The sequence below is a fragment of the Isoalcanivorax indicus genome (assembly GCF_003259185.1).
Taxonomy (GTDB): domain Bacteria; phylum Pseudomonadota; class Gammaproteobacteria; order Pseudomonadales; family Alcanivoracaceae; genus Isoalcanivorax; species Isoalcanivorax indicus.
Genome location: NZ_QGMP01000002.1, coordinates 208783 through 231265, shown reverse-complemented (window position 1 = coordinate 231265; position 22483 = coordinate 208783). Strand labels below are relative to the sequence as shown.

Sequence of the window (22483 nt, the reverse complement as noted above, 5' to 3'; positions counted from 1 at the left end):
GGCTACCAGTGCAGTTCGGCGGGGCTGAGTCGGCGGGTATTCTCGTGCACCTCGCTGACCCGGCCATCGGTGAGCCGGATCATGCGGTCCGCCATGTCGGCAATCACCGCATTGTGGGTAATCACCGCCGTGGTGGTGCCCAGGCGTTGATTGATGTCCTGCAACACCTCCAGCACACGAATGCCGGTCTTTGAATCCAGCGCGCCCGTGGGCTCGTCGCACAGCAACACGGCCGGGTTCTTGGCGATGGCCCGGGCAATGGCCACCCGCTGCTGTTCGCCACCGGAAAGCTGGGACGGGAAATGATCCATGCGCGGCGCCAGGCCCACCAGCTCCAGCGCTTCTTCCGGGGTCATGGGCGCGTCGGCGATCTCGGTGACGATGGCCACATTTTCGCGCGCGGTCAGGCTGGGGATCAGGTTGTAGAACTGGAAGACGAAGCCGACATGGTGGCGTCGAAAACGGGTCAGTGCCCGCTCGTTGGCCTGGCTGAGATTCTGGTCGCGGTACCAGACCTCGCCCTCGGTGGCCGTATCGAGCCCGCCGAGAATATTCAGCAGGGTCGACTTGCCGCTGCCGGAGGCGCCCAGCAACACCACGAATTCGCCGGCATACAGGTCCATGTCCACGCCGCGCAGGGCCTGGACCTTTGCCGGGCCATCGCCAAACACCCGGGTGACCCCCCGGGTGCGAAAAACCACTGTCTTGTCGGGATCTGCTGCCCTGTCCACCGTGCCAACCATCGCTACTCTCCCGGCCTTTACCCTGCATCAGGGTACATCCCTGCGCGTTGCGCCAGATCAAGTTTAATCAGGATGGATCATCAGCATGGGTAATCAGCGGCAGCCGGTTGAGCAGCGTCTTGCGCGCCCGCCAGTCCGGCAGGCGCTGATCCATCAGCCGGTGAAAGCCGGGGCCGTGGTCCATGTGTTCCAGATGGCAGAGTTCATGGGCCACCACGTATTCCAGGCAGGAACGGGGCAGCTGGATCAGGGCCAGATTGAGATTGATATAGCCGCGCGAGGACAGGGAGCCCCAGCGGCTTTTCATGCGCTTGATGCGTAACGTCGGGCGGGCGTGGCCGCGTGCAGCAAAGAACGGAAACTGGCGGTCAATCTCGGCATTGAAAGCGCTTCGCGCCTGAGCTCGGTACCAGCCATCCAGCACGCTGGCAATCGCATCAGGGGTCGGTGCAGGCAGCTGGATATGCAGTCGATCATCCTGCAATACGGGAGGACGCCGGGCGCCGACCTGGATATGCAACTGCACGGGCTGCCCCAGGAGCGGATGGCGGGCGCCGTGCACCAGCGGCAAGGTCAGCGGCGCGGGCCGCTCGGCCAGACGGTCGCGTGTGCGCGCCAGCCACGGCAAGCGGCTGCGCAAAAAAGCATCGATATCCGATTGCGCCGTGCGGCGGGGCGCCCGGATCTCCAGACGCTGATCGGGCAGCACTCGCAGTTCCAGCGAACGTCGATCACTGCGAATCAGCCTGTATTCGGGCAAGGAATGGGCGTCTGTCATGGCGGCCTGTCGCGAACAACTGCCGCCATGCTACGTGCTTTCGCGCAAGCTGTCAGGCGGGGCTGGTGCGCCCGCGCAGCCGATCCAGGTAGCCACGCACCCGTTGCTGGATATCACTGTGCTGGGTGGGCTCCGGGGTGGCCTGCACCGCATGGCGGCGCAACAGCGCTGGCCGTTCACGCAACAGGTCATGATGCGTCAGGGCGCTGTCGAGGCTGCGCAGCAACATGTTCCGGCTGACCGGCCGCGGCAGCACGCGGTAGACCTGGGCCTGGTTGATCAGGCGGATCAGGTGGCCAGTATCACGGAACGCCGTCACCACCACCACGACCAGCTCGGGCTGCTGCGCCTTGAGCAGACGCAGGGCATCACTGATATCCCCTTCCGGCAAGTGCAGGTCCGTCACCAGCACCGCAGGCGGGTGCTGCGCCATGCGCTCCAGCGCCGTATCCAGGGTGTCCGCCGTCTCGACATGATGTGCCGGATGGGCCTGACGAATCAGATCGAACAGCGCCGGGGTGCTGTCCAGCACCATGATGCCGCCCGGCCGGGATGGCGGCGCGCTGACCGGCGCAGCGCTCACGGGTACGGCGGCATCACGCGCAGCGCGGGCTATCTCCACGGCTTCAGCGATGGTGTCGCGCAGTTCCTCAAGACGCCAGGGCTTCTGCACGTAGCGGAAAATTTCCCCTTCGTTGATGGAGCCGACAATGCTCGCCAGTTCAGCATAGCCGGTCAGCAAAATGCGCATCGCCTGGGGTGCCATCTCGCGCGCCGCGCGCAGTACTTCCACCCCGGTCATCTGCGGCATGCGCTGATCACTGATCACCACATCCACCTGATGCTCGCGTAACAGCGCCATCGCTTCCTCACCACTGCTGGCCGACAGCACCCGATAACGGACCCGAAAGGCCAGCACCAGAGTACGCAGGATCCGTTCTTCATCATCGACGAACAACAACGTCGGTTTCGCGTTCATGCTTCACTCCCGGCGGCCTCGGCCAGCACCGGGTTCTGCGCTGCTGAAGCGGTCTGGCGACACGGCAGGCACAGCACAAACTCGGTGCCCTCCCCCGGTGTCGAGACCACGTCGATGCTGCCCCGGTGCTGCTCGATAATCTGGTAGGAAATCGACAGGCCCAAGCCGGTGCCCTGCCCTACCGGCTTGGTGGTAAAGAACGGGTCGAAGATGCGGGCGCGCACCGCTTCGGGCATACCGCAACCGTTATCGCGGATACGCACCTCCACCTGGTCAGTGTCCGCCAGGGCCCGGGTGCGCACCGTGATACGTCCGTAATCCGCGATCGCCTGGGCGGCGTTGGTGAGAATATTCAGGAACACCTGGTTGATCTGAGACGCGGCGCATTCCACGCTCGGTAGGTCACCGTAATCACAGATGACCTCCGCCTTGTGCTTGATCAGGTTGCGGCCGATGGTGAGGGCGCTGTCCAGGCTTTCGTTCAGGTTGACATGATCCACACGGGCGCGATCCAGGCGACTGAAATTACGCAGGTTAACCACCAGATCGCTGATCTGTTCCAGGCCGTGCAAGGTGTCATCAAACAGCGGCGAGACTTCTTCCAGAATACCGCTTTGCGATACCGATTCCGTTTCTTCGGCTGCGGTCATCAGATGGCCGCTGATTTCCTCGTCGGACGCGCGCTCGTCCAGCAGGCAATGAATCAGGTTGCGGCTGGCGACCAGGGCGCTGCTGGTCTGCGAGACAAAATCCCGGGCCAGCTCCACGTTGCTGCGCACATAGCCCAGCGGCGTGTTGATCTCGTGGGCAACGCCGGCCACCATCTGGCCGAGGGACGCCATTTTTTCCGACTGCACCAGATGCGCCTGCGATGCCTTGAGACTGGCGTTGGCCCGCGCCAGCGCGCGACCACGCAGGGCGACATGGTGCTCCATCAGTTCCAGCAGCGACGTCACCATGCCCATGCCACGGTAGTGGCCCTGCTCGACAATGATGAAATCCTCGGTCACCGGCAGCACCATGTGCTGGCGCACCCAGGCACTGGCCGCTTCCACGTCGGCGTCGATATCGACCATCAGGGGGGCGCTGTTCATGAAGCGTTCGATCGGGCGCTGGCCGAAAATCTCGCGACCATACTGGCGCAGGAAGATACGCATGATGGCGTAACGCGAGATCACGCCCAGCGGCCGGCCATCCTGCACCACCGGCAAACACAGCAGGTCGCGACAGGCGTCGGCCAGAAACAGATCCGCCACATCCGCCACCCGCATCCCCGGCGGGATCGGATGCACGCGCATAGTCAGATCACTGATGCGTGTTTTACGTACTGCTGCCATGTGTCACCCCACCACCAAACGGTGACAGGGTGACGCAGGGTTATGACAGAGGTATTACCCGCGCTGGCTTATCCCTCACCGTGCTCGGCCCGCATGGCCTTCTTGTCCAACTTGCCCACACTGGTACGCGGCAGTTCGCTGACAAAGCGGATATGTTCCGGCACACCGTATTTCGAGATCACGCCCTTGTCCGCGTATTCCGCCACCAGGTCCCGAATAGCGGCTTCTTCCACCTCGGCACCCGGCTTTTTCACCACCAGCGCCAGCGGACGTTCGCCCCACTTGGCGTCAGGGATACCGATGACGGCACACTCGGCCACGGCGGAATGCTGCAGCACCAGGCCTTCCAGATCCAGCGATGAAATCCACTCGCCACCGGTCTTGATCACGTCCTTGATACGGTCGGTAATCTTCAGGTAGCCGTCGCTGTCCATCACGCCGATGTCGCCGGTGTGCAGCCAGCCGCCGCGCCACAGTTGCTCGGAGTTTTCCTTGTCTTTCAGATAGCCTTGCGTCAGCCATGGTGCGCGCACCACGACTTCGCCCTGGCTCTTGCCGTCATGCGGCACGTCGTTCATGTCTTCATCGACAATGCGCAAGGTGACCATGGGCACGGGGCGCCCGGTGCGGCTGCGCACTTCCGCCTGGCGATCCAGATCCCAGTCTTCCATATGCGGCATCAGGTAGCTCAGAGTCAGCAGCGGGCAGGTCTCGCTCATGCCGTAGCCGGTGTAGATATCAATGCCCATGTCCAGTGCGGCTTTCGCCATCGGCTTCGGCAGGGCCGAACCGCCGATAATGACTTTCCAGTTCGACAGATCAACTTTCTTCACCGCTTCCGAGGCCAGCAGCATCTGCATGATGGTCGGCACGCAGTGGGAGAAGGTCACTTTTTCCGTGACCAGCAGCTTGAGCAGCACCTCCGGCAGATACCGACCCGGATACACCTGCTTCACACCCAGCAACACAGCCAGGAACGGCACGCCCCAGGCATGCACATGGAACATCGGCGTGATCGGCATATACACATCGCGCTGATTGAAACGACCATGCCCGTCGCCGGTCATGGCCGCGCGCGCGGCAAAGGTGTGCAGGACCAGTTGCCGGTGGCTGAAATACACGCCCTTCGGCAGGCCGGTGGTGCCCGTGGTGTAGAAGGTCGTGGCGCGGGTGTTTTCGTCCAGCTCGGGGAAATCGAATTCCGGCGCCGCATCGGCCAGCAGCGCTTCGTATTCACCGTGAATCGTCAGGGCGGTGTCCTGCGGGCCTTCACCATCATCCAGCAGAATGAATGTCTTGACCGTTTCGATGCGATCCTGAATGGCCTCCAGCAACGGCAGGAATTCCCGGTTCACCAGAATCACGTCATCTTCCGCATGATTGATGGTGTAGAGAATCTGCTCCGGCGACAGGCGCACATTCACCGTGTGCAGGATGGCGCCCATCATCGGAATGCCGAAGAAACATTCCAGATAGCGGTGGCTGTCCCAGTCCATCACCGCGACGGTATCGCCCGGTTTGACCCCAGCTTTCGTCAGGGCGCCGGCCAGACGATGAATGCGCTCCCCGAATTCGCGATAGCTCATGCGCTTCTTGTCGGCGTATACGATTTCCTGATCCGGGGCATTGCGAACGCCCGCCGCCAGAATGCTGCCGATAACCAGTGGCTGGTCCACAGCTGACGGGGTACGTTCGATGATCTTCGCTGTCATGCAAGACTCCATGTTGTTGTGATACCAGTTAATCCTGCAGCCCACCTCGGGTGAGCCGCTCCGGGTCAAGATAACGGGCCAGTTCCTCACGGGAGAGATCCGTCATGTCCGCCGCCACATCCAGCACGGCACGCCCGGAGGCATAGGCCTGCTTGGCAATCTCGGCGGCCTTTTCATACCCGATGACCGGGTTCAGCGCCGTGACCAGAATCGGATTACGGCCGACCGCCGCCGCCAGGCGATCGTGGTTCACGGTGAACCCGGCAATGGCGCGGTCCGCCATGATACGACTGACATTGGCCAGCATCCCGGTCATGTCGAGCAGATTTGCCGCCACCAGCGGCAGCATCACATTGAGCTGGAAGCTGCCGCTCTGGGCGGCAATGGTGTTCGCCTGGTCCAGGCCCATGACCTGCGCCGACACCATGCAGGCCGATTCGCAGATCACCGGGTTGACCTTGCCCGGCATGATGGAGGAGCCCGGCTGCACGGCGGGCAACTGTATTTCGGCCAGGCCATCAATGGGCCCGCTGTTCATCCAGCGCAGATCGTTGGCCAGTTTCATCAGCACCACCGCATAGCCACGCAGCGCTGCCGACAGCGCCAGCGGCCGGTCGATGGCGCTCTGACCGGCAAAGGCCGTGTCCATGGGCTCGAAGTTGTGGCCTGTGCACTCGCTCAGGTCGCGGGCAAAGATCGCCGCAAAGTCCGGATGGGTGTTAACGCCGTTGCCCACGGCCGTGCCGCCCTGGGGAATCGCCAGCAACCCGTCCCGCGCCTGGCGCAAACCCTGCACCGCAAACGCCAGTTGGCTGCGCCAGCCGCCGATTTCCTGCCCCAGCGTTACCGGCATGGCGTCCATCAGATGGGTGCGGCCGGTTTTCACCACCTGATCCAGTTCTTTCTGGCGCGCGGCCAGGGCGGCGTCCAGGTGTTGCAGTGCCGGCAACAGCTGCCCGGTCACCGCCTGCACCGCACTCAGATGGATGGCCGTCGGAATCGTGTCGTTACTGCTCTGGCCCAGGTTCACATGGTCGTTGGGGTGCACCGCCGCGCCCTGCTGCGCGCACAGATGGCTGATCACCTCGTTGACGTTCATGTTGGTGCTGGTGCCGGAGCCGGTCTGGAAGATGTCCACCGGGAACTGGTTATCGTGCTCCCCGGCGATGATGCCGCGCGCCGCCCCGATGATGGCGTCGGCCCGTTCAGGGTCGAGCAGACCCAGTTGACGGTTGGCAGCGGCGGCGCTGGCCTTGATCCACGCCACGGCGTGGATAAATCCCGGTGGCAGCGGCCCGTGGACCGGAAAGTTTTCCACAGCCCGCTGCGTCTGGGCGCCCCACAGTGCGGATTCCGGCAGCGTCATCTCGCCCATGGAATCCCGTTCAACCCGGTGTCCGGCCATGCTCCACCTCCTGATGTCAGTGAGCGGTTACTTTCTCTTTGCCGCAGCGCGCACAGCGGTATACGGTGACCAGGCGGCCCTGTTTCACATCAAACTGCTTCGCCTTGCACACCTCCCACTTGTGGAAGCCATGCTGGCACATACCCTTGCGGGGCGCCTTCGGTTTCTTGAATGGCAGTATCTCGCCCATCAACGGCAATCCCTGTGGATAACTCTGTGTACAGCCTTGTGTGAAAGGCGTGTGAAACCGTAAAACCTGTGGAAAAGCTGTTTGAACAGCGGGGGCAAATCATGGTCTGATGCGGTCTCACTCGATACATATTGCCATGCATAAGGAGACCGCCATGAGCATTGCCACCGGAGATACTCTGCCCGACATCACGCTGAAAACCAACGGCGCCAACGGCCCCGAAGACATCGCCCTGAAGGACGTGGTCAGCGGCAAGCGCGTGGTGCTGTTCGCCGTGCCCGGCGCCTTCACCCCCGGCTGCTCCAATACCCATATGCCGGGCTTTGTGGTCAAGGCCGATGACATCCTGGCCAAGGGTGTGGACACCATCGCCTGCATGGCCGTAAACGACGCCTTTGTTATGGGCGCCTGGCAAGAGAGCCAGAACGCCGAGAAGATCCTGATGCTGGCCGACGGCAACGGCGAACTGGCCAAGGCCCTGGGCCTGACCCTGGACGCCAGCGGCTTCGGCATGGGCGTGCGCAGCAAGCGCTTTGCCATGGTGATCAACGACGGCAAGGTGGAGTATCTGGGTGTCGACGAGAAGGGTGTGGAGAAGAGCAGTGCCGAGGAAGTGCTGAAACACCTCTAACACCTTACGCACCCTATTTTCTTTCGTAGGCTGGGCGGAGCCCAGCTTACGATCTTGTGATCACTTGCCTATACAGAACGACGAAAAAATCCGCCCCAGCAGATCATCGGCGCTGAAGGCTCCGGTGATCTCTTCCAGTGCCCGTTGCGCGGCGCGCAGGTCTTCAGCCAGTAACTCCCCCGCCGCCTGGCCATGCAGCTGTTGCTGGCCGTGGTGCATGGCGTCCAGTGCCTGCTCCAGGGCGGTGAGGTGTCGGCGGCGGGCGCTGTAGGGGCTGGCCTGGTCGCTGTGGTAGCCCACGGCCTGTTTCAGGTGTTCGCGCAGTGCAGGCAGGCCGTCACCGTGGCTGGCAGAGATCGCGAGGCAATCTTCCCTGTTCTGGGGTCCGGGGGGCAGGCCGGACAGGTCGGCCTTGTTCAGTACCAGGGTGACCGGGATGCCAAGGGCCGACAGGGTTTTCTGGCCTTCGGGCAGCAGGGCATCGAGGTGATCCAGGTCGGCGCCGTTGACGGTGGTGCTGTCCACCACCAGCAGGATGCGGTCGGCCTGTTCGATGGCGGCCCAGGCGCGGCGCATGCCTTCCTGTTCCACCTGGTCTGGGGATTCGCGCAGGCCGGCGGTGTCGATGATGTTCAGGGGCAGGCCGTCCAGCTGGATGGTTTCGCGCAGCAGGTCGCGGGTGGTGCCGGCGATGTCGGTGACGATGGCGATATCGTCGCCAGCCAGGGCATTGAGCAACGAGGACTTGCCCGCATTGGGGCGGCCGGCAATCACCAGGGTCATGCCTTCGCGCAGCAGTCTGCCGCGGCGGGCGGTGGCCAGCACGTCATCGGTGGCCTGAATCAGGGCCATCAGGTCGTTGGCGACGCGGCCGTCGCTGAGAAAGTCGATTTCCTCTTCCGGGAAGTCGATGGCGGCTTCTACATAGATGCGCAGCTGGATGAGCTGCTCCACCAGATCGTTCACGGCGCGGGAGAAGGCGCCGCGCAGGGAGTTGGCGGCAGCCCGGGCGGCGCTGGCGGTACCGGCGTCGATCAGGTCGGCAATCGCTTCGGCCTGGGTCAGGTCCAGACGATCATTCAGGAAAGCGCGCAGGGAAAATTCGCCGGCCTGGGCCTGGCGGGCGCCATGGTGGATGCAGGTCTGCACCAGCTGGTCGAGCAGCACGGGGCCGCCGTGGCCCTGCAACTCCACCACATCCTCGCCGGTAAAGGAGCGCGGGCCCGGAAAATAAAGGGCCAGGCCTTCGTCGATCACGGTGCCGTCGGGCGTATGGAATTCGCTGAAATGAGCATAGCGGGGGCGCAGTGTCAGGTCGGGGCGCAATAGCTGCCGGGCAATGTCCAGGGCGCGCGGGCCGGAGAGCCGCAGCACGCCGATACCACCACGACCAGGGGCGGTGGCGATGGCGACAATGGTGTCCTGAGGTGCTTGAGTGCCGGCGATCTGCATCGGCGCATTATGCCGAAGGGGGCAGAGTGAAGCGAGGATCAGGCAACGCCGCCACCGGCGCCCGAAGGGCGCCGGCGCGAATCGCGGTCATTCGTTCTCGATGCGGCGGGTAATGAACCACTGCTGGGCGATCGAGAGAATGTTGTTGGTCAGCCAGTACAGCACCAGACCGGCCGGGAACCAGAGGAAGAAGACCGTGAAGATGATCGGCATCCACTTCATCACCTGGGCCTGGGTCGGGTCCGGCGGGGTCGGGTTCAGGCGCATCTGGAACCACATGGAGGCACCCATCAACAGCGGCAGGATGAACCAGGGGTCCATGATCGACAGATCCTGGATCCAGCCGAAGAACGGAGCCTGGCGCAGCTCCACCGATTCCAGCAGCACATAATACAGGGCAATGAACACCGGCATCTGCACCAGGATCGGCAAGCAGCCGCCCAGCGGGTTGATCTTCTCTTTCTGGTAGAGCTTCATCAGCTCCATGGACTGCTTCTGGCGGTCGTTCTTGTTCTGCTCGCGGATGCGCTGCATCTCGGGCGCTACCTTGCGCATCCGGGCCATGGAACGGTAGCTGGTGGCCGACAGCTTGAAGAACACCAGCTTGATCAACAGGGTCAGCAGGATGATCGCGATACCCCAGTTGCCCACGCCGAAACCAACATCAAACTGGTTGCCGAACAGGGTGATCTGGCCGCTCTGCAGGAACACCAGCACCGCGAAGATCGGCTGGGCGATAAACCACAGCCAGCCGTAGTCCACGGTCATGTGCAAACCAGGGCTGATGGCCCGCAGGTTATCCTGAAGTTTCGGACCCGCATAGAACTCGGTATAGAGCACGCCCTCACTGTTCGGCGCCACGGTTGTCGTGGGCGAGACGAAGCGCAGGATGTACTCGTCCTGGCTGCGGCGATAGACGCTGCTGTAGGTATGTCGTTCGGCCGGATCGGGGACCCAGGCAGACAGGAAATAATGCTGGATCATCGCTATCCAGCCACCTTCCTGTGTGGTGCGCAGGTTCTCGTCGCGCATGTTGGACAGGGTCAGCTTGTTGTAGGGCTTGTCACTGGTCCAGTAGGCGCCGCCAAGGTAGGTGGGCATGGGGATGAAACCGGCACTCTGCTTGCCGGGGTCGGCACTGCCATCACGCTTGATCTGGCCGTACAGGGCACCCTGCCAGATATCGTTGGTGTTGTTACGCACAATATGGGAGTGACGGATCAGGTAGCTGCCACGCTCGAAGGTGAAACGCTTGATGATCTCGGCGCCATTTTCCTGGCGCAGATACAGGTCGACATTGAGTTCCTGATCGTTCTCGCCCAGGCGGTACTCGGCCCGCTCGGCCTGCCAGGTGGGTCGGCCTTCCGCGCTGTCGGTGCCGTTGGCGCCGACAATGCCGCTCTGCGCCACGTAGGTCCGGGCGCTCGAGCGCTCCAGCAGAACAAAGGGTTGATCCGGGGTATCCACCTGCCGGGGGTAATCGAGGAGCGCGATGCGGACGATATCCCCACCCAGTCGGTCGATTTCCAGTTCCATGATGTCTGTGCGTACGGAAATCAGGCGCTCGTCGGTGGCAGCGGGGGCCTGCTCGCCACTGGCGGGGATGTCACCCACGGCGGCGGCACGGGGCGCTTCCTCGACGGAAGGCACGGCGTCATCACCGTTGCCGTTGGTGGCAGTGCCCCCGGCGTTGCCCGCCTCTGCGGCGGCCAGATCCTGTTCACCAGGAAAGGCGCTGTCGGCGTCACGGGTTACGGTGGTCTGGTCCATCTCCGGTACCCGGCCGTAATCTTCCTGCCAGGCAAGGATCATCAGATAGGTCACCACGGCGATGGCGGTGAGAATTAGAGCGCGCTGGATTTCCATAGTCAGGTGTTCTGGCGGCGAGAAAAACGGCGGGCAGTGTCTCAAGCCTGCTCGCGCTTGGCAAGCAGCTTGTCCCAGAGGGCATCGATCTCGGGACGTAGCGTCCGAGGATCGGGATCACGCAGATTGGCGCGCAACAGCACCACGACATCAAGACCGGCCAGGGCGGCCTGGCGCAGGCGGAAGCTCTCGCGCAGATGCCGTTTGATCAGGGCACGATCAACGGCCCTGCGAACACGTTTGCGAGCGATTACCAACCCCAGGCGAGGCTGTTCAAGACCATTTTCGCGGGCAAGGAAAAGCAGATGCTTGCCGCCAGTCTTGAGACCTGTCTGGTTGAATACGCGTTGAAAATCGGAAGGGGTCAGCAGTCGGAGACTGCGGGGAAACGCAAAAGACATCATGGGCTGCTGTCCCGATCACGAAAGACGAGGCAGCAGCACCAGGAAGGCAGACTGCCTCAGACGGCCAGCCGCTTGCGGCCCTTGGCACGACGACGGGCGAGTACAGCGCGGCCGTTTTTGGTGGCCATGCGGGCACGGAAGCCGTGGGTGCGCTTGCGCTTCAGGTTGCTCGGTTGAAATGTACGTTTCATTGCATCATCCCCACGGGATCTAAGCTGGTCTGGAAAGGGCGGCAATTCTAGGGGAGGCCAACGGGCGTGTCAATCGCGATGAAGCAGGTGTCGATGAGGGTTCTGGCGTCGTCGGACAGGGCGCTACGGAGTCGGCGACGGGTTTGTTTATTACTTTTATATATTTAATTTCTTTTTAGTAGTAATTGTTAGTTATAGGCAAAGCGATTTCTGTGGATATGTTTGTAAAGTATATATATATCATTAAGTTAGGTTGTGTGTAAACGGTTGGTATCCCGGTGTGGGTCCGTTGCAGTAGCTGGGGACAAGCGGTGTGCAGTCCGGGATGAAAACAGTCCACCGCGCCCTCCACAGGGTTATACCGTGTTTGCACGCCCTGTCACGCCCAGGGTTATCCACAGCAGAATCGGGGCCTGGCGGCTGTGGATAACGGGGGCCATGAAGGAGTAGAATGCCTGCTTTGCTATTCAAGTTTCCCAAATAAAGGCAGGGACGTGTCCGAAGAACTCTGGAACCGGTGTCTCGCTCGTCTTGAAGACGAGCTGCCCGCGCAGCAATACAGCATGTGGATCCGTCCGTTGCAGGTGGTGGCCTCCGCAGACGGTGCGGAGCTGGTGCTGTTCGCGCCCAACCGATTCATTGTCGATTGGGTGCGGGACAAGTACCTGGACCGCATTGGCGAGCTGCTGGGCGAGTTGCAGACCGGCCCGGTGCCGAGCCTGAACATGAAAGTCGGTGCCTCCCGCCCTGCTCGCCCTGCGCCCACCGCCGCCCCCGCGCCGGTAGCCACCCCGGAGATGCCGTCAGCGATCAGCGGGTCCCCGGGGATGGTGCGTGACCCCGGCGGCGCGCCGGCATCAGCGTCTTCCAGCGGGCCCGCCACGGCCCCGAAGCACCGCAGCAATCTGAACAGCGCGTTCCTGTTCGATAACTTCGTTGAAGGCAAATCGAACCGGATGGCGGCGGCGGCCGCCCAGCAGGTGGCCGAGAACCCGGGTACCCACGGCTATAACCCGCTGCTGTTGTACGGAGGGGTGGGCCTGGGCAAGACCCACCTGATGCATGCGGTGGGCAACGGGCTGCTCAAGCGCAATCCCAATGCCAAGGTGGTCTACCTGCACAGTGAGCGCTTCGTCGCGGACATGATTTCTGCACTGCGCAACAAGACCATCAATGAGTTCAAACGCTTCTATCGTACGGTAGATGCACTCCTGATCGACGACATTCAGTTCTTTGCCGGCAAGGAACAGTCGCAGGAGGAGTTCTTCCATACCTTCAACGCCTTGCTCGAGAACGGCCAGCAGATCATCCTCACCTGTGACAAGTTTCCGAAGGAAATCGACGGGCTGGAGGAGCGCCTCAAGAGTCGCTTTGGCTGGGGCCTGTCCCAGCCGATGGAACCACCGGAGCTCGAGACCCGGGTGGCGATCCTGAAGAAAAAAGCCGAAGAGGCCCGCATCGAGTTGCCCAACGAGGCCGCGTTCTTCATCGCCCAGCGGATCCGTTCCAACGTGCGTGAGCTGGAGGGGGCCCTGAAGCGCGTGATTGCCCATGTGCGCTTCACCGGGGCGCCCCTGGACATCGGCCTGGTCAAGGAGGCGCTGCGCGACCTGCTGGCCATACAGGCGCGCCAGGTGAGTGTGGACAATATCCAGCGCACGGTGGCGGAGTACTACAAGATCAAGATCGCTGATCTGCTGTCACCGCGGCGCAGCCGGTCTGTGGCGCGGCCCCGGCAGATGGCCATGGCCTTGTCGAAAGAACTGACCAGCCACAGCTTGCCGGAGATTGGCGATGCCTTCGGCGGTCGGGATCACACGACGGTGTTGCATGCCTGCAGGAAGATGAAAGAGCTGCGCGAAGGCAGCACCGAGATCGAAGAGGATTACCAGAATCTGTTGCGCAGTCTGACCTCCTGATAAAACCATATGGAATGTAGGGGAATTATATGAAATTCACGATCAATCGAGAGCTGCTGTTAAAGCCCCTGCAACAGGTGGCTGGTGTGGTGGAGCGGCGCCAGACCCTGCCGGTGCTGTCCAACGTGCTGATGGAGGTCACGGATAATCAGCTCGCCATTACAGGGACCGACCTGGAGCTGGAGCTGGTGGCGCGGCTGGCGCTTGAAGGTGAGGTGCAGGGTGGCGAAACCACCGTGCCGGCCCGCAAGCTGCTGGATATTTGCAAGAGCCTGCCCGCGGAAGCGGACATCCGCTTCGAGGTGGAGAGTGAACGCATGGTTGTGCGCTCGGGGCGCAGCCGCTTCACCTTGTCCACCCTGCCCGCCTCGGAATTCCCGAACCTGGAGGAAGACATCGGCGGTGCGGTACTGGAGGTGGCACCGGATCAGCTGCGTCGGCTTATCGACAGCACAGCGTTTTCCATGGCCCAGCAGGACGTGCGCTACTACCTCAACGGCATGCTGCTGGAGCTGCGCAAGGGTCGCCTGCGCGCGGTGGCCACCGATGGCCACCGCCTGGCGATGTCCGACGCGGAGGTCGAGGGCATCACCGACGAAACCCAGGTGATTGTGCCGCGCAAGGGGATCATGGAGCTGGCGCGTCTGCTCGGTGATCTGAGCCAGCCGGTGCGGTTGGTGATTGGCAAGAACCACGCCCGGGTGGTGGCTGGTGATGTCACCTTTACCTCCAAACTGGTGGACGGCAAGTTTCCGGAGTATGACCGGGTGGTGCCCCGTGAGGGCCAGCGCAGAGTGCTGGCCGATCGCGAGACGCTGCGCCAGGCGCTGGGGCGCGTGGCCATTCTGTCCAATGAAAAATACCGGGGTGTTCGCATCCAGTTGTCGGACGCCAGCCTCCGCCTTCAGGCCAACAACCCTGAGCAGGAAGAAGCCGAGGAAGAGGTGTCCGTGGATTATCAGGGCAGTGAGCTGGAGATTGGCTTCAATGTCAGTTACCTGCTCGATGTGCTGAATACCCTGCATGGCACCGAGGTGCAGGTGCAGCTGGGGGACAGCAACAGTAGCGCCGTGCTGACGGATCCGAACGTGGCTGCGACGCTCTACGTCGTCATGCCGATGAGGCTGTGAGACGCATAGCGGGCATCTGCCGGTCAGGTGCCCGCTGGCGCTCCTCCCCCCCTTCCCCCCCTGCCCTGTTTTCCCGCCTATGTTGCAGCGTCTGGTACTGACCGCTTTCCGCAATTACCGGCATGCTGAGTTTCGGCCCGGTCCGCGTATCAATCTGCTGGTGGGCGATAATGGCTCCGGCAAGAGCAGTTTGCTGGAAGCGATCTACCTGCTGGGCAGTGGTCGGAGTTTCCGCAGCAGCCGGTTGCAGCGGTTGGTCCGTGAGGGCGATCAGGAAACGGTGCTCTTTGCGGAGGTGGCCGGCGAGAAAGGAAACAGCCATCGGCTCGGCATGTCCAGAACCCGCCAGGCGTTTTCCGGACTCAAGCTGGATGGCGCCAATCTCAAGGGACTCAGCGAGCTCGCGCGTCTTCTGCCGGTGCAGGTGTTCCACCCGGGCACTGTCGAAATTGTCGAGGGGCCGTCGTCCGCCAGACGGCGGTATCTGGATTGGGGATTGTTCCACGTGGAACAATCCTTCCTCCAGGAATGGCGGGCGCTGAACTCAGCACTGCAGCAGCGAAACAGGCAGTTGCGAACGGGTGCAGCGTCCCGTGAAATATCCCCCTGGAGCCAGCAAGTTGCCCGGGGTTCTGATAGAATCAATCAGTTGAGAAGTGGCTACCTCGAAGCACTCCGCCCCCATCTTGCATCGGTGCTGTCCCATATGGGAGAGCTGCCTGAGGTGAGTCTGACGTTGTACCCGGGGTGGCCCGAGGGCGAAGACCTTCTCGCCTTGCTGGACGCTGATCTGCTGAAGGATCGGGAGCGCGGGCATACCACCCGTGGGGCGCATCGGGCTGAACTGCGCATGATGACAAGCGCGGGGCCAGTCCGGGATGTCTTCTCCAGAGGCCAGCTCAAGACACTGGGTTATGCGCTGCTGTTGGCGCAGCTCAACCTGCTGGTGAAGGACAGAGACGGCCATTGTCTCATTCTGGTGGACGACCTGGCTTCGGAGCTGGATCAGATGCACAGCGGCGCCGTGCTGCAGGCGCTGCGAGCCCTGAATCAACAGATGATCATAACTGCGCTGTCCGCGGAGGCTTTGCCCGGATTGGCTGATGACCAGGATGTAAACATGTTCCACGTGGAACATGGTGTGCTGACACCCTGAGGTTAAAACACAAGGGAAACCGATGAGCGAGAAAAAGTACGATTCCTCGAATATCAAAGTCCTCAAGGGTCTGGACGCCGTACGGAAGCGCCCCGGAATGTACATCGGGGACACGGATGACGGCACGGGCCTGCACCATATGGTGTTCGAACTGGTGGATAACTCCATCGACGAAGCCCTTGCGGGCCACTGTTCCGAGATCCAGGTCATTATCCATCCGGATGAGAGCATCACCTGCTCCGATAACGGCCGGGGCGTTCCCGTGGACATCCACGAGGAAGAAGGCGTATCCGCCGCAGAAGTGATCATGACGGTCCTCCATGCCGGCGGTAAGTTCGACGATAACTCCTACAAGGTGTCTGGCGGCCTGCATGGTGTGGGCGTTTCCGTGGTGAATGCCCTGTCTGAAGAACTCAGGCTGACGATTCGCCGCGATGGCAAATTGCATGAGCAGATCTATCGCCATGGGGTGCCCCAGGAGCCACTGAAAGTGGTGGGTGACACGGAAGGTAGCGGCACCACGGTGCGTTTCCGGCCCAGCCCGGAGACATTTACCGACATCAATTTCCACTACGATATTCTGGCCAAGCGCCTGCGTGAGCTGAGCTTCCTCAACTCCGGGGTCCGTATCCGCCTGAAGGATGAGCGTAGCGGCCAGGAAGATGTATTCGAGTACGAAGGTGGCCTGGGTGCCTTTGTCACCTACCTGAACGGGGTCAAGACGCCGCTCAACAAGGTCTTTCACTTCCAGGTGGACCGCGAAGACGGCATCGGTGTGGAAGTGGCGTTGCAGTGGAACGAGTCCTATAACGAAAACCTCTACTGCTTTACCAACAATATTCCCCAGCGTGATGGCGGTACCCACCTGGCCGGCTTCCGGGCAGCACTGACGCGTACCCTGAACAGCTATATGGAAGCCGAAGGTTTCCTGAAAAAGGAAAAGGTCTCCACTTCGGGTGATGATGCCCGGGAAGGCCTGACGGCAGTGATCTCCGTGAAAGTGCCGGATCCCAAGTTCTCCAGCCAGACCAAGGACAAACTGGTCTCTTCCGAGGTGAAAAGCGCGGTTGAGCAGACCATGGCAGATCGCTTCAATGACTATCTGCTGGAAAATCCGGCAGAAGCCAAGGTGATTGTCCAGAAGATCATTGATGCCGCGCGTGCTCGGGACGCGGCCCGCAAGGCCCGTGAAATGACCCGTCGCAAGGGGGCACTGGATATTGCAGGACTGCCCGGCAAACTGGCCGATTGCCAGGAAAAGGACCCTGCCCTGTCCGAACTCTACATTGTGGAGGGTGATTCTGCAGGCGGCTCTGCCAAGCAGGGCCGTGATCGGCGCACCCAGGCTATCCTGCCCCTGAAGGGCAAGATTCTCAATGTGGAAAAGGCCCGTTTTGACAAGATGCTTTCCTCCCAGGAGGTCGGCACCCTGATTACCGCCCTGGGCTGCGGGATTGGCCGCGATGAGTACAACATCGCGAAGCTGCGTTACCACCGCATCATCATCATGACTGACGCTGATGTGGACGGCTCGCACATCCGCACGCTGCTGCTCACGTTCTTCTTCCGCCAGTTGCCCGAGCTGATCGAGCGCGGCTACATCTATATTGCGCAACCGCCGCTGTACAAGATCAAGAAGGGCAAACAGGAAACCTACCTCAAGGATGATGTGGCGCTTGAGGAGTACCTCACCAACATTGCCCTGGACAAGGGGGCGTTGCAGCCGGGTAACGGGGCGCCGCCCATCACCGGAGAGCGTCTGGAAAGTCTGATCCGTGAATACCGCTCGGTCATGAAGGTGATCAACCGGCAATCGCGGGTATTCCCGGGCTATGTACTGGAGCAGCTGATCTACATGCCGTCGCTCAGTGAGGCGCGGCTGGGGGATCAGGCGTTCATGGTGGACTGGTGTAATGAACTGGGTGCACGCTCCAACCGCAACAGCGACGATACCCAGCGCTGCGAGATTGCCCCGATGCAGGATCCCGAGCGTGGCTGGTACCTCCCGAGTGTGCAAGTGCTCGCTCACGGTGTAAGCCGCGAGTATCGCATTACCGCAGACTTTATCAGTTCACCTGATTATCAACGTATTCGTACTCTGGGTGAGAAGCTTGAGGGTCTGCTGGCGGCTGATGCGGCCGTGGAGCGGGGTGAAAGCCGCCGCCCCATCCGGCACTTCGCCGAAGCCCTGGAATGGCTCATGGCGCAGGCGCGCAAAGGCACCAGTGTGCAGCGCTACAAGGGGCTGGGTGAAATGAACCCGGATCAGTTGTGGGAGACCACCATGGATCCGGAAAGCCGTCGCATGCTCCAGGTGACGGTGGAAGATGCCATCGGCGCGGACCAGATCTTCACCACGCTGATGGGCGATGATGTGGATCCCCGTCGGCAGTTCATCGAGTCCAACGCCTTGCAGGTGTCCAACCTGGATGTCTGAGGTATCCGCATGATGTACCCGGCCGAAGGCGATTGACCGCCTTCGGCCGGCTTCGATGAATCACCTGTTCATCGTCCCTTCCCCGCCCTGCTCCCCTCCGCTGCGCCGTCAGATGCGCCCATATTTGTCACAAAGGTGTGCCCCAGTGGCATAACCTGCATGACTCCGCGTGAAACATTGACCTGCACCCCCTTTCCGCACGCTTTCTGTGAAATGGTCCACAAATTGCAGTACCCTCCGGCGAACCAAAAGCAGTACAGATTAAAAACAAAAGCAGGGAACGTTGAATCGCGCGTTATTAACAGACTGTTCAGGAGCCGATAATGGGTCGCTTGCTGATGGTGGAAGACGACGAAATGCTACGCGCCGCGATACGTGAAGTCTTCACGTTGAAGGGCTACAGCGTTGCGGAAGCAGCATGCGGGGAAGGTTTCATGACCCAGGTCGAGAAGCAGGACTTCGATCTGGTGTTGCTGGATCTTAACTTGCCGGATGAAGATGGTCTGGTGCTGTTGCGCCGCACCCGCGCACGCAGTGATGTGCCGGTTTTTGTGGTCTCAGGCCGAACCGACAATGACAGCCGCCTTACCGCACTGGAACTGGGTGCAGACGACTACGTCACCAAACCCTTTGATGTGCGCGAACTCGAGTTGCGCATCCGCAATTTCCTGGGCCGCCAGAAAAATCGCAGAACTGGCGGAAACGGCACTGCTGAACGGCCGGTGCACCGGATCCGGTTCGGCGGCTGGACACTGCTGCCCGATCAGTGGAGTCTGCAGGACGCCCAAGGCCAGCAACTGGTGCTGACGCGCGGCGAGCTGGATGTGCTCATGGCACTGGTCAAGGCAGAGGGTAACGCGCTCAGTCGTGAGAAGCTTGCCGATGTGCTGGCCCGCAACATCAATGGCAGTAATCCGGAAACCGTGACCGTACTGGTATACCGGTTGCGCAAGAAGCTTGTCAGTGACAGCAAAGAGAACCCGGTGATCGTCACCGTGCCCGGCGTTGGCTATCGCATTGGTGCAGAAGTTACCTACGGCGACTGACCCTTTCCGTTCATATCCTGTTCATCTGTGATTCAGTACCTGTTCGGCACCCTGCCCTCACAATAAAGATTGGGGGCATTGCCAGCTACCGCAAACGCGATAGATAACCGCACCACTCTGGCTTGCCCGCGATACAACAAATATTGGGGGAACAAGCCATGTCCATCAGGCAAACCATTCAGCGTCTGGCGCACACCCTGCTCATCTCACTCTCGTTTCTTGTGCTGTCAGCACAGGCATCGCCAGCCGTTTCTATCGCGGTGATGGCGGAGAAAGAAATCGTTGAGCTTGATGACCAGGGCCGTGAAATCCTGCGCAGGGTGACCGCGCAAGATGCCGAACCCGGCGACGTCATTTTCTACACCATCAACTACCAGAACGACGGCAGCAGTAGCGCGCGCGATATCGTGCTCGACAATCCTGTGCCGGAGGGCACTCGTCTGGTAGACGACAGCGCCTGGGGGGATCAGGCGGAAATACAACTTCCGACCGTGAATGCGGAGGAAGACCAGGCACAGGTGGTTCGCTGGCTGATCAGCGAAATACCGGCAGGCACGGATGGCGCCGTTGGCTTCAGTGTCGTTGTGCTGTAGCCCATGCACCGGGCTGATGGCGCTCCGGCCCGGACCACTGCTTTCACATTCAGGGCGTATTACCGCTTGAGGAAAAAAAGATGATGATCAAACGCAAGCTGGTACTGGGGGCAGCGGCGTTAGCGATGGCAGTCATGCTGCCGTCGCTTGGCCAGGCGATGACCGCCTCCAATACCCGCATTACCAACACGGTTACCGTTAACTACGCTGATGCTGCCGGCACCGCGCAAGCCGCGCTGGAAGCCAGTGTCCAGATTACGGTAAACCTGGTGCCGTCAGCACCTCTGGTGGTGTTCCCGGCCAACCAGGATTTCACGGCCGAAAACACCAGCTATAACCTGACCTATATCCTTACGGCCACGGCAAATGGTCCGGACACCTATACGCTGAACACCGCCGATACACGCAGCAACATGGATGACGATGCTGCAGCGGGTACGCCGAGTGTGCTGCTGGGCGCCACGTCTGTTGCCAGCCAGGCCAATGCGGGCCAGAACACGCTGGTCGTGCCTTTCGATGGCAACGACAGTGACAGCGCCATCAACGGCATTCAGGTTGGCGACACCATCGTGATTGATCCCACCGGCGTAGCAGAAGTCGCCGTAGTGACCGCGATCGATGAAAGCAATGGTCCGCTGGGTAACACCGTGACCATCACCGTGGCAGATCCCCTGGCAAACAGCTTCGGGTATGGCGTCATGATCGGTGAGCGTCGTGAAATCGTTCAGGTGGTCACCACCGATAGCGTGACCGCAGGTGTGACCGGTAGCCATAGCCTGATCACCACGGTGTCGTCTGTTGCCGATCCTGCAATCCTGATCGAGCAGACCACGGCAACGGTCCTGACGGTTCGTCGTCCTGGCCTGACCGTGAACAAGTTTGTGCGCAACGTCACCACCCCGGTAGCCGGTGCAGACGCCATCACCCTCGGCGGCACCACCTGGTACGCCACCGGCGTGAGCGGCAATCCGTCTGATGTCATGGAGTATCTCATCGTGGTCGGTAACGACGACCCGGATGCTGGCGACGCCACGGGCATTGTGATTGCTGACCCGATCCCGCAGTTCACCACCTTCGTTCCCGGCTCGGTCTCTCTGGATGCCACCGGCGACGATACCTTTGTTGCCCAGGATGACGGTGTCGACAGCGGTAGCGCTGCGGAATTCGATGCCACCGGCAACGGTGTGTTGTACGTCTATGCCGGCAACGGCGGTGACGACCTGGATGCGGGTGCGGGTAATGGCACCGGCGGTGTTCTGGGTGCCGGGGAAAGCAGCCGTGTGGTGTTCCGCGTCACCATCGACTGATAACAGAGCCGGCCTTGCGACCACCGCGAGCGCCGGCCCACTGCCCTACCGGGCATCACTGGGGGATTCATCATGTTCAAACGTCTGGCCTTTCTGGCCGCGGCGGGCTGCTGCCTGCTTGCCAATCCTGCGCTGGCCGCTACCGGCGGCGGCGCGACCATTCATAACGCCGCTACCCTGACCTTCAGCGGCGGTGAAATGACCGCAACGGTAGATGTGTCGGTACTCACTGTGGGTGCGGCGCCGGTTATCAGCGTCAGCGGCCCGGCCAACGCCAACGCTGGCGATGTGGCAGTGCTGACTTACACCATCACCAGTACCAGCAACGGTCTGGACAGCTACACGCTGAACGCAGGCAGCACGGACACCGATGTCGGTGCACCGGCACTGACTGTAACGCCACCCGTGATTTCCCTCGGCGCGTCCATTACGTCCCGACCCTCCACCGCTGATGCGATTTATATCGCTGCCGGTTCGGAGACGGGTCTGGACGCCGGCGACACGGTACGCATCACGATAGGCGGTACCGACTACCTGTACGAGATCACGTCGGTCACACCGGGTACGCCAGCCTTCACGGTCGGCAACACCACCACGCCGGAACAACCCACGATGATCGTGCTGAGCAACGCCACCAGTGGCGCCCCGGCTATCGGCGCGGGTGATGTCCCGGCGGGTGTGCAGATCGGTGAAGTGGCGACCTTTACCGTCAACGTCACGGCCGGTGCACCGACCGTACCGGGCAGCGGCGGCAATCACACCGTGGAAATCACGGGTGAAACCACCGCGCCAGGCCCCGGGGGTACCCCGGAAAACTTCACCGACGGCGGCAATGGTGTCGTCACCGTGTTCTCCGGTGAAGCGGTACTGACCAAGGAAGTGCGCAACGTCACCACCGGCACGGCCTTTGCCAGCACCGGCACCACGGCGCGCAGCGGTGATGTGCTGGAGTACCGTCTGACCGCCTCGTCCCTGCCGGGCGAAACGGTGTCGGGTGCCGTACTGGAAGACAGCCTGCCGGAACACACCAGCTACGTGGCAGACAGCACCCAGCTGAACGGCAACCCGGTGGCCGATGACACGGTGGGCGCGACCTTGCTGCCGCTGGATGAAGGGGGTCTGCAGATCAACACCCCCTCGGGTGTGGCCGGTGAGCTGGTGGACGGTGAAAGTGCCGTCATCCTGTTCCGTGTCTCTGTGAACTGAG

At 61.6% G+C, this 22483-nt stretch carries 20 protein-coding genes; 9 read left to right on the top strand and 11 right to left on the bottom strand.

All coding sequences use genetic code 11. The features are described 5' to 3' along the window. Positions 1 to 2: 2 nt before the first annotated feature. From DKW65_RS12925 to DKW65_RS15930, 7 genes are all read right to left on the bottom strand, one after another. The gene (locus tag DKW65_RS12925) at positions 3 to 743 is read right to left on the bottom strand and encodes an ABC transporter ATP-binding protein (RefSeq protein WP_111657831.1); all 741 of its coding nucleotides are present in this window, start codon (positions 741 to 743) and stop codon (positions 3 to 5) included. 67 nt (positions 744 to 810) lie between these two features. Then, positions 811 to 1521, bottom strand: a complete 711-nt coding sequence (locus tag DKW65_RS12920) for a M48 family metallopeptidase (RefSeq protein ID WP_245932512.1) — start codon at positions 1519 to 1521, stop codon at positions 811 to 813. Between the two features lie 52 nt (positions 1522 to 1573). Beyond that, entirely contained in the window at positions 1574 to 2500 is a 927-nt protein-coding gene (locus DKW65_RS12915) for a response regulator (RefSeq protein ID WP_111657830.1), read from the bottom strand. Beyond that, entirely contained in the window at positions 2497 to 3837 is a 1341-nt protein-coding gene (locus DKW65_RS12910) for a sensor histidine kinase (protein WP_211315804.1), read from the bottom strand. Before DKW65_RS12910 ends, DKW65_RS12915 begins: the two co-directional genes overlap by 4 nt. A gap of 68 nt (positions 3838 to 3905) precedes the next feature. Further along, complete coding sequence (locus tag DKW65_RS12905) at positions 3906 to 5549, bottom strand: fatty acid--CoA ligase (RefSeq protein ID WP_111657828.1); 1644 nt, start codon at positions 5547 to 5549, stop codon at positions 3906 to 3908. 28 nt (positions 5550 to 5577) lie between these two features. Then, positions 5578 to 6954, bottom strand: coding sequence for a class II fumarate hydratase (locus DKW65_RS12900; protein WP_111657827.1), 1377 nt, complete (start codon positions 6952 to 6954; stop codon positions 5578 to 5580). A 16-nt stretch (positions 6955 to 6970) separates the two neighbouring features. Then, positions 6971 to 7144, bottom strand: coding sequence for a hypothetical protein (locus DKW65_RS15930; RefSeq protein WP_162925865.1), 174 nt, complete (start codon positions 7142 to 7144; stop codon positions 6971 to 6973). A gap of 154 nt (positions 7145 to 7298) precedes the next feature. Here DKW65_RS15930 and DKW65_RS12895 point away from each other — a divergent pair, with 154 nt between their 5' ends. Next, a complete protein-coding gene (locus DKW65_RS12895; protein ID WP_111657826.1) occupies positions 7299 to 7775 on the top strand; it encodes a peroxiredoxin in 477 nt (158 codons plus the stop codon). Positions 7776 to 7835: 60 nt separating this feature from the next. On the opposite strand, the gene mnmE is transcribed toward DKW65_RS12895, so the two are convergent. The 4 genes from mnmE to rpmH all read right to left on the bottom strand — a co-directional run bounded on the left by mnmE (position 7836) and on the right by rpmH (position 11688). After that, complete coding sequence (mnmE, locus tag DKW65_RS12890; RefSeq protein ID WP_111657825.1) at positions 7836 to 9227, bottom strand: tRNA uridine-5-carboxymethylaminomethyl(34) synthesis GTPase MnmE; 1392 nt, start codon at positions 9225 to 9227, stop codon at positions 7836 to 7838. 87 nt (positions 9228 to 9314) lie between these two features. Next, positions 9315 to 11093, bottom strand: a complete 1779-nt coding sequence (gene yidC / locus DKW65_RS12885) for a membrane protein insertase YidC (RefSeq protein ID WP_111657824.1) — start codon at positions 11091 to 11093, stop codon at positions 9315 to 9317. Positions 11094 to 11134: 41 nt separating this feature from the next. Then, complete coding sequence (gene rnpA, locus DKW65_RS12880) at positions 11135 to 11497, bottom strand: ribonuclease P protein component (protein WP_111657823.1); 363 nt, start codon at positions 11495 to 11497, stop codon at positions 11135 to 11137. 56 nt (positions 11498 to 11553) lie between these two features. Then, entirely contained in the window at positions 11554 to 11688 is a 135-nt protein-coding gene (rpmH, locus tag DKW65_RS12875; RefSeq protein WP_111657822.1) for a 50S ribosomal protein L34, read from the bottom strand. Positions 11689 to 12182: 494 nt separating this feature from the next. Between rpmH and dnaA the strand changes: the two genes are divergently transcribed. From dnaA to DKW65_RS12835, 8 genes are all read left to right on the top strand, one after another. Then, the gene (gene dnaA, locus DKW65_RS12870; RefSeq protein ID WP_111657821.1) at positions 12183 to 13607 is read left to right on the top strand and encodes a chromosomal replication initiator protein DnaA; all 1425 of its coding nucleotides are present in this window, start codon (positions 12183 to 12185) and stop codon (positions 13605 to 13607) included. Between the two features lie 29 nt (positions 13608 to 13636). Beyond that, complete coding sequence (gene dnaN / locus DKW65_RS12865) at positions 13637 to 14737, top strand: DNA polymerase III subunit beta (RefSeq protein WP_111657820.1); 1101 nt, start codon at positions 13637 to 13639, stop codon at positions 14735 to 14737. A gap of 79 nt (positions 14738 to 14816) precedes the next feature. Further along, positions 14817 to 15893 carry a DNA replication/repair protein RecF gene (recF, locus tag DKW65_RS12860; RefSeq protein ID WP_111657819.1) on the top strand — a complete coding sequence of 359 codons (1077 nt, stop codon included), beginning with the start codon at positions 14817 to 14819 and terminating at the stop codon, positions 15891 to 15893. Between the two features lie 22 nt (positions 15894 to 15915). Next, entirely contained in the window at positions 15916 to 18330 is a 2415-nt protein-coding gene (gyrB, locus tag DKW65_RS12855) for a DNA topoisomerase (ATP-hydrolyzing) subunit B (RefSeq protein ID WP_111657818.1), read from the top strand. Between the two features lie 323 nt (positions 18331 to 18653). Next, on the top strand, positions 18654 to 19376 hold the full coding sequence (locus DKW65_RS12850; RefSeq protein ID WP_111657817.1) for a response regulator transcription factor: 723 nt from the start codon (positions 18654 to 18656) through the stop codon (positions 19374 to 19376). A 158-nt stretch (positions 19377 to 19534) separates the two neighbouring features. Beyond that, positions 19535 to 19969 (top strand): DUF11 domain-containing protein, encoded by a 435-nt coding sequence (locus tag DKW65_RS12845; protein ID WP_111657816.1) that lies wholly within the window; start codon positions 19535 to 19537, stop codon positions 19967 to 19969. Between the two features lie 80 nt (positions 19970 to 20049). Further along, positions 20050 to 21276: a hypothetical protein gene (locus DKW65_RS12840; protein ID WP_111657815.1), complete on the top strand. Its 1227-nt coding sequence runs from the start codon at positions 20050 to 20052 to the stop codon at positions 21274 to 21276. A 72-nt stretch (positions 21277 to 21348) separates the two neighbouring features. Then, positions 21349 to 22482 carry a DUF11 domain-containing protein gene (locus DKW65_RS12835; RefSeq protein WP_111657814.1) on the top strand — a complete coding sequence of 378 codons (1134 nt, stop codon included), beginning with the start codon at positions 21349 to 21351 and terminating at the stop codon, positions 22480 to 22482. The last annotated feature ends 1 nt before the right edge of the window (position 22483 follow it).

Excerpts from the sequence above, each read along its gene's own strand:
- DKW65_RS12895 (WP_111657826.1), top strand. The coding sequence starts at position 7,299 with ATGAGCATTGCCACCGGAGATACTCTGCCCGACATCACGCTGAAAACC.
- DKW65_RS12925 (WP_111657831.1), bottom strand. The coding sequence starts at position 743 with ATGGTTGGCACGGTGGACAGGGCAGCAGATCCCGACAAGACAGTGGTT.
- dnaN (WP_111657820.1), top strand. The coding sequence starts at position 13,637 with ATGAAATTCACGATCAATCGAGAGCTGCTGTTAAAGCCCCTGCAACAG.
- DKW65_RS12845 (WP_111657816.1), top strand. The coding sequence starts at position 19,535 with ATGTCCATCAGGCAAACCATTCAGCGTCTGGCGCACACCCTGCTCATC.
- DKW65_RS12835 (WP_111657814.1), top strand. The coding sequence starts at position 21,349 with ATGTTCAAACGTCTGGCCTTTCTGGCCGCGGCGGGCTGCTGCCTGCTT.
- gyrB (WP_111657818.1), top strand. The coding sequence starts at position 15,916 with ATGAGCGAGAAAAAGTACGATTCCTCGAATATCAAAGTCCTCAAGGGT.
- DKW65_RS12840 (WP_111657815.1), top strand. The coding sequence starts at position 20,050 with ATGATGATCAAACGCAAGCTGGTACTGGGGGCAGCGGCGTTAGCGATG.
- DKW65_RS15930 (WP_162925865.1), bottom strand. The coding sequence starts at position 7,144 with ATGGGCGAGATACTGCCATTCAAGAAACCGAAGGCGCCCCGCAAGGGT.
- DKW65_RS12900 (WP_111657827.1), bottom strand. The coding sequence starts at position 6,954 with ATGGCCGGACACCGGGTTGAACGGGATTCCATGGGCGAGATGACGCTG.
- DKW65_RS12850 (WP_111657817.1), top strand. The coding sequence starts at position 18,654 with ATGGGTCGCTTGCTGATGGTGGAAGACGACGAAATGCTACGCGCCGCG.
- rpmH (WP_111657822.1), bottom strand. The coding sequence starts at position 11,688 with ATGAAACGTACATTTCAACCGAGCAACCTGAAGCGCAAGCGCACCCAC.
- rnpA (WP_111657823.1), bottom strand. The coding sequence starts at position 11,497 with ATGATGTCTTTTGCGTTTCCCCGCAGTCTCCGACTGCTGACCCCTTCC.
- DKW65_RS12915 (WP_111657830.1), bottom strand. The coding sequence starts at position 2,500 with ATGAACGCGAAACCGACGTTGTTGTTCGTCGATGATGAAGAACGGATC.
- recF (WP_111657819.1), top strand. The coding sequence starts at position 14,817 with ATGTTGCAGCGTCTGGTACTGACCGCTTTCCGCAATTACCGGCATGCT.
- DKW65_RS12905 (WP_111657828.1), bottom strand. The coding sequence starts at position 5,549 with ATGACAGCGAAGATCATCGAACGTACCCCGTCAGCTGTGGACCAGCCA.
- mnmE (WP_111657825.1), bottom strand. The coding sequence starts at position 9,227 with ATGCAGATCGCCGGCACTCAAGCACCTCAGGACACCATTGTCGCCATC.
- DKW65_RS12910 (WP_211315804.1), bottom strand. The coding sequence starts at position 3,837 with ATGGCAGCAGTACGTAAAACACGCATCAGTGATCTGACTATGCGCGTG.
- yidC (WP_111657824.1), bottom strand. The coding sequence starts at position 11,093 with ATGGAAATCCAGCGCGCTCTAATTCTCACCGCCATCGCCGTGGTGACC.
- DKW65_RS12920 (WP_245932512.1), bottom strand. The coding sequence starts at position 1,521 with ATGACAGACGCCCATTCCTTGCCCGAATACAGGCTGATTCGCAGTGAT.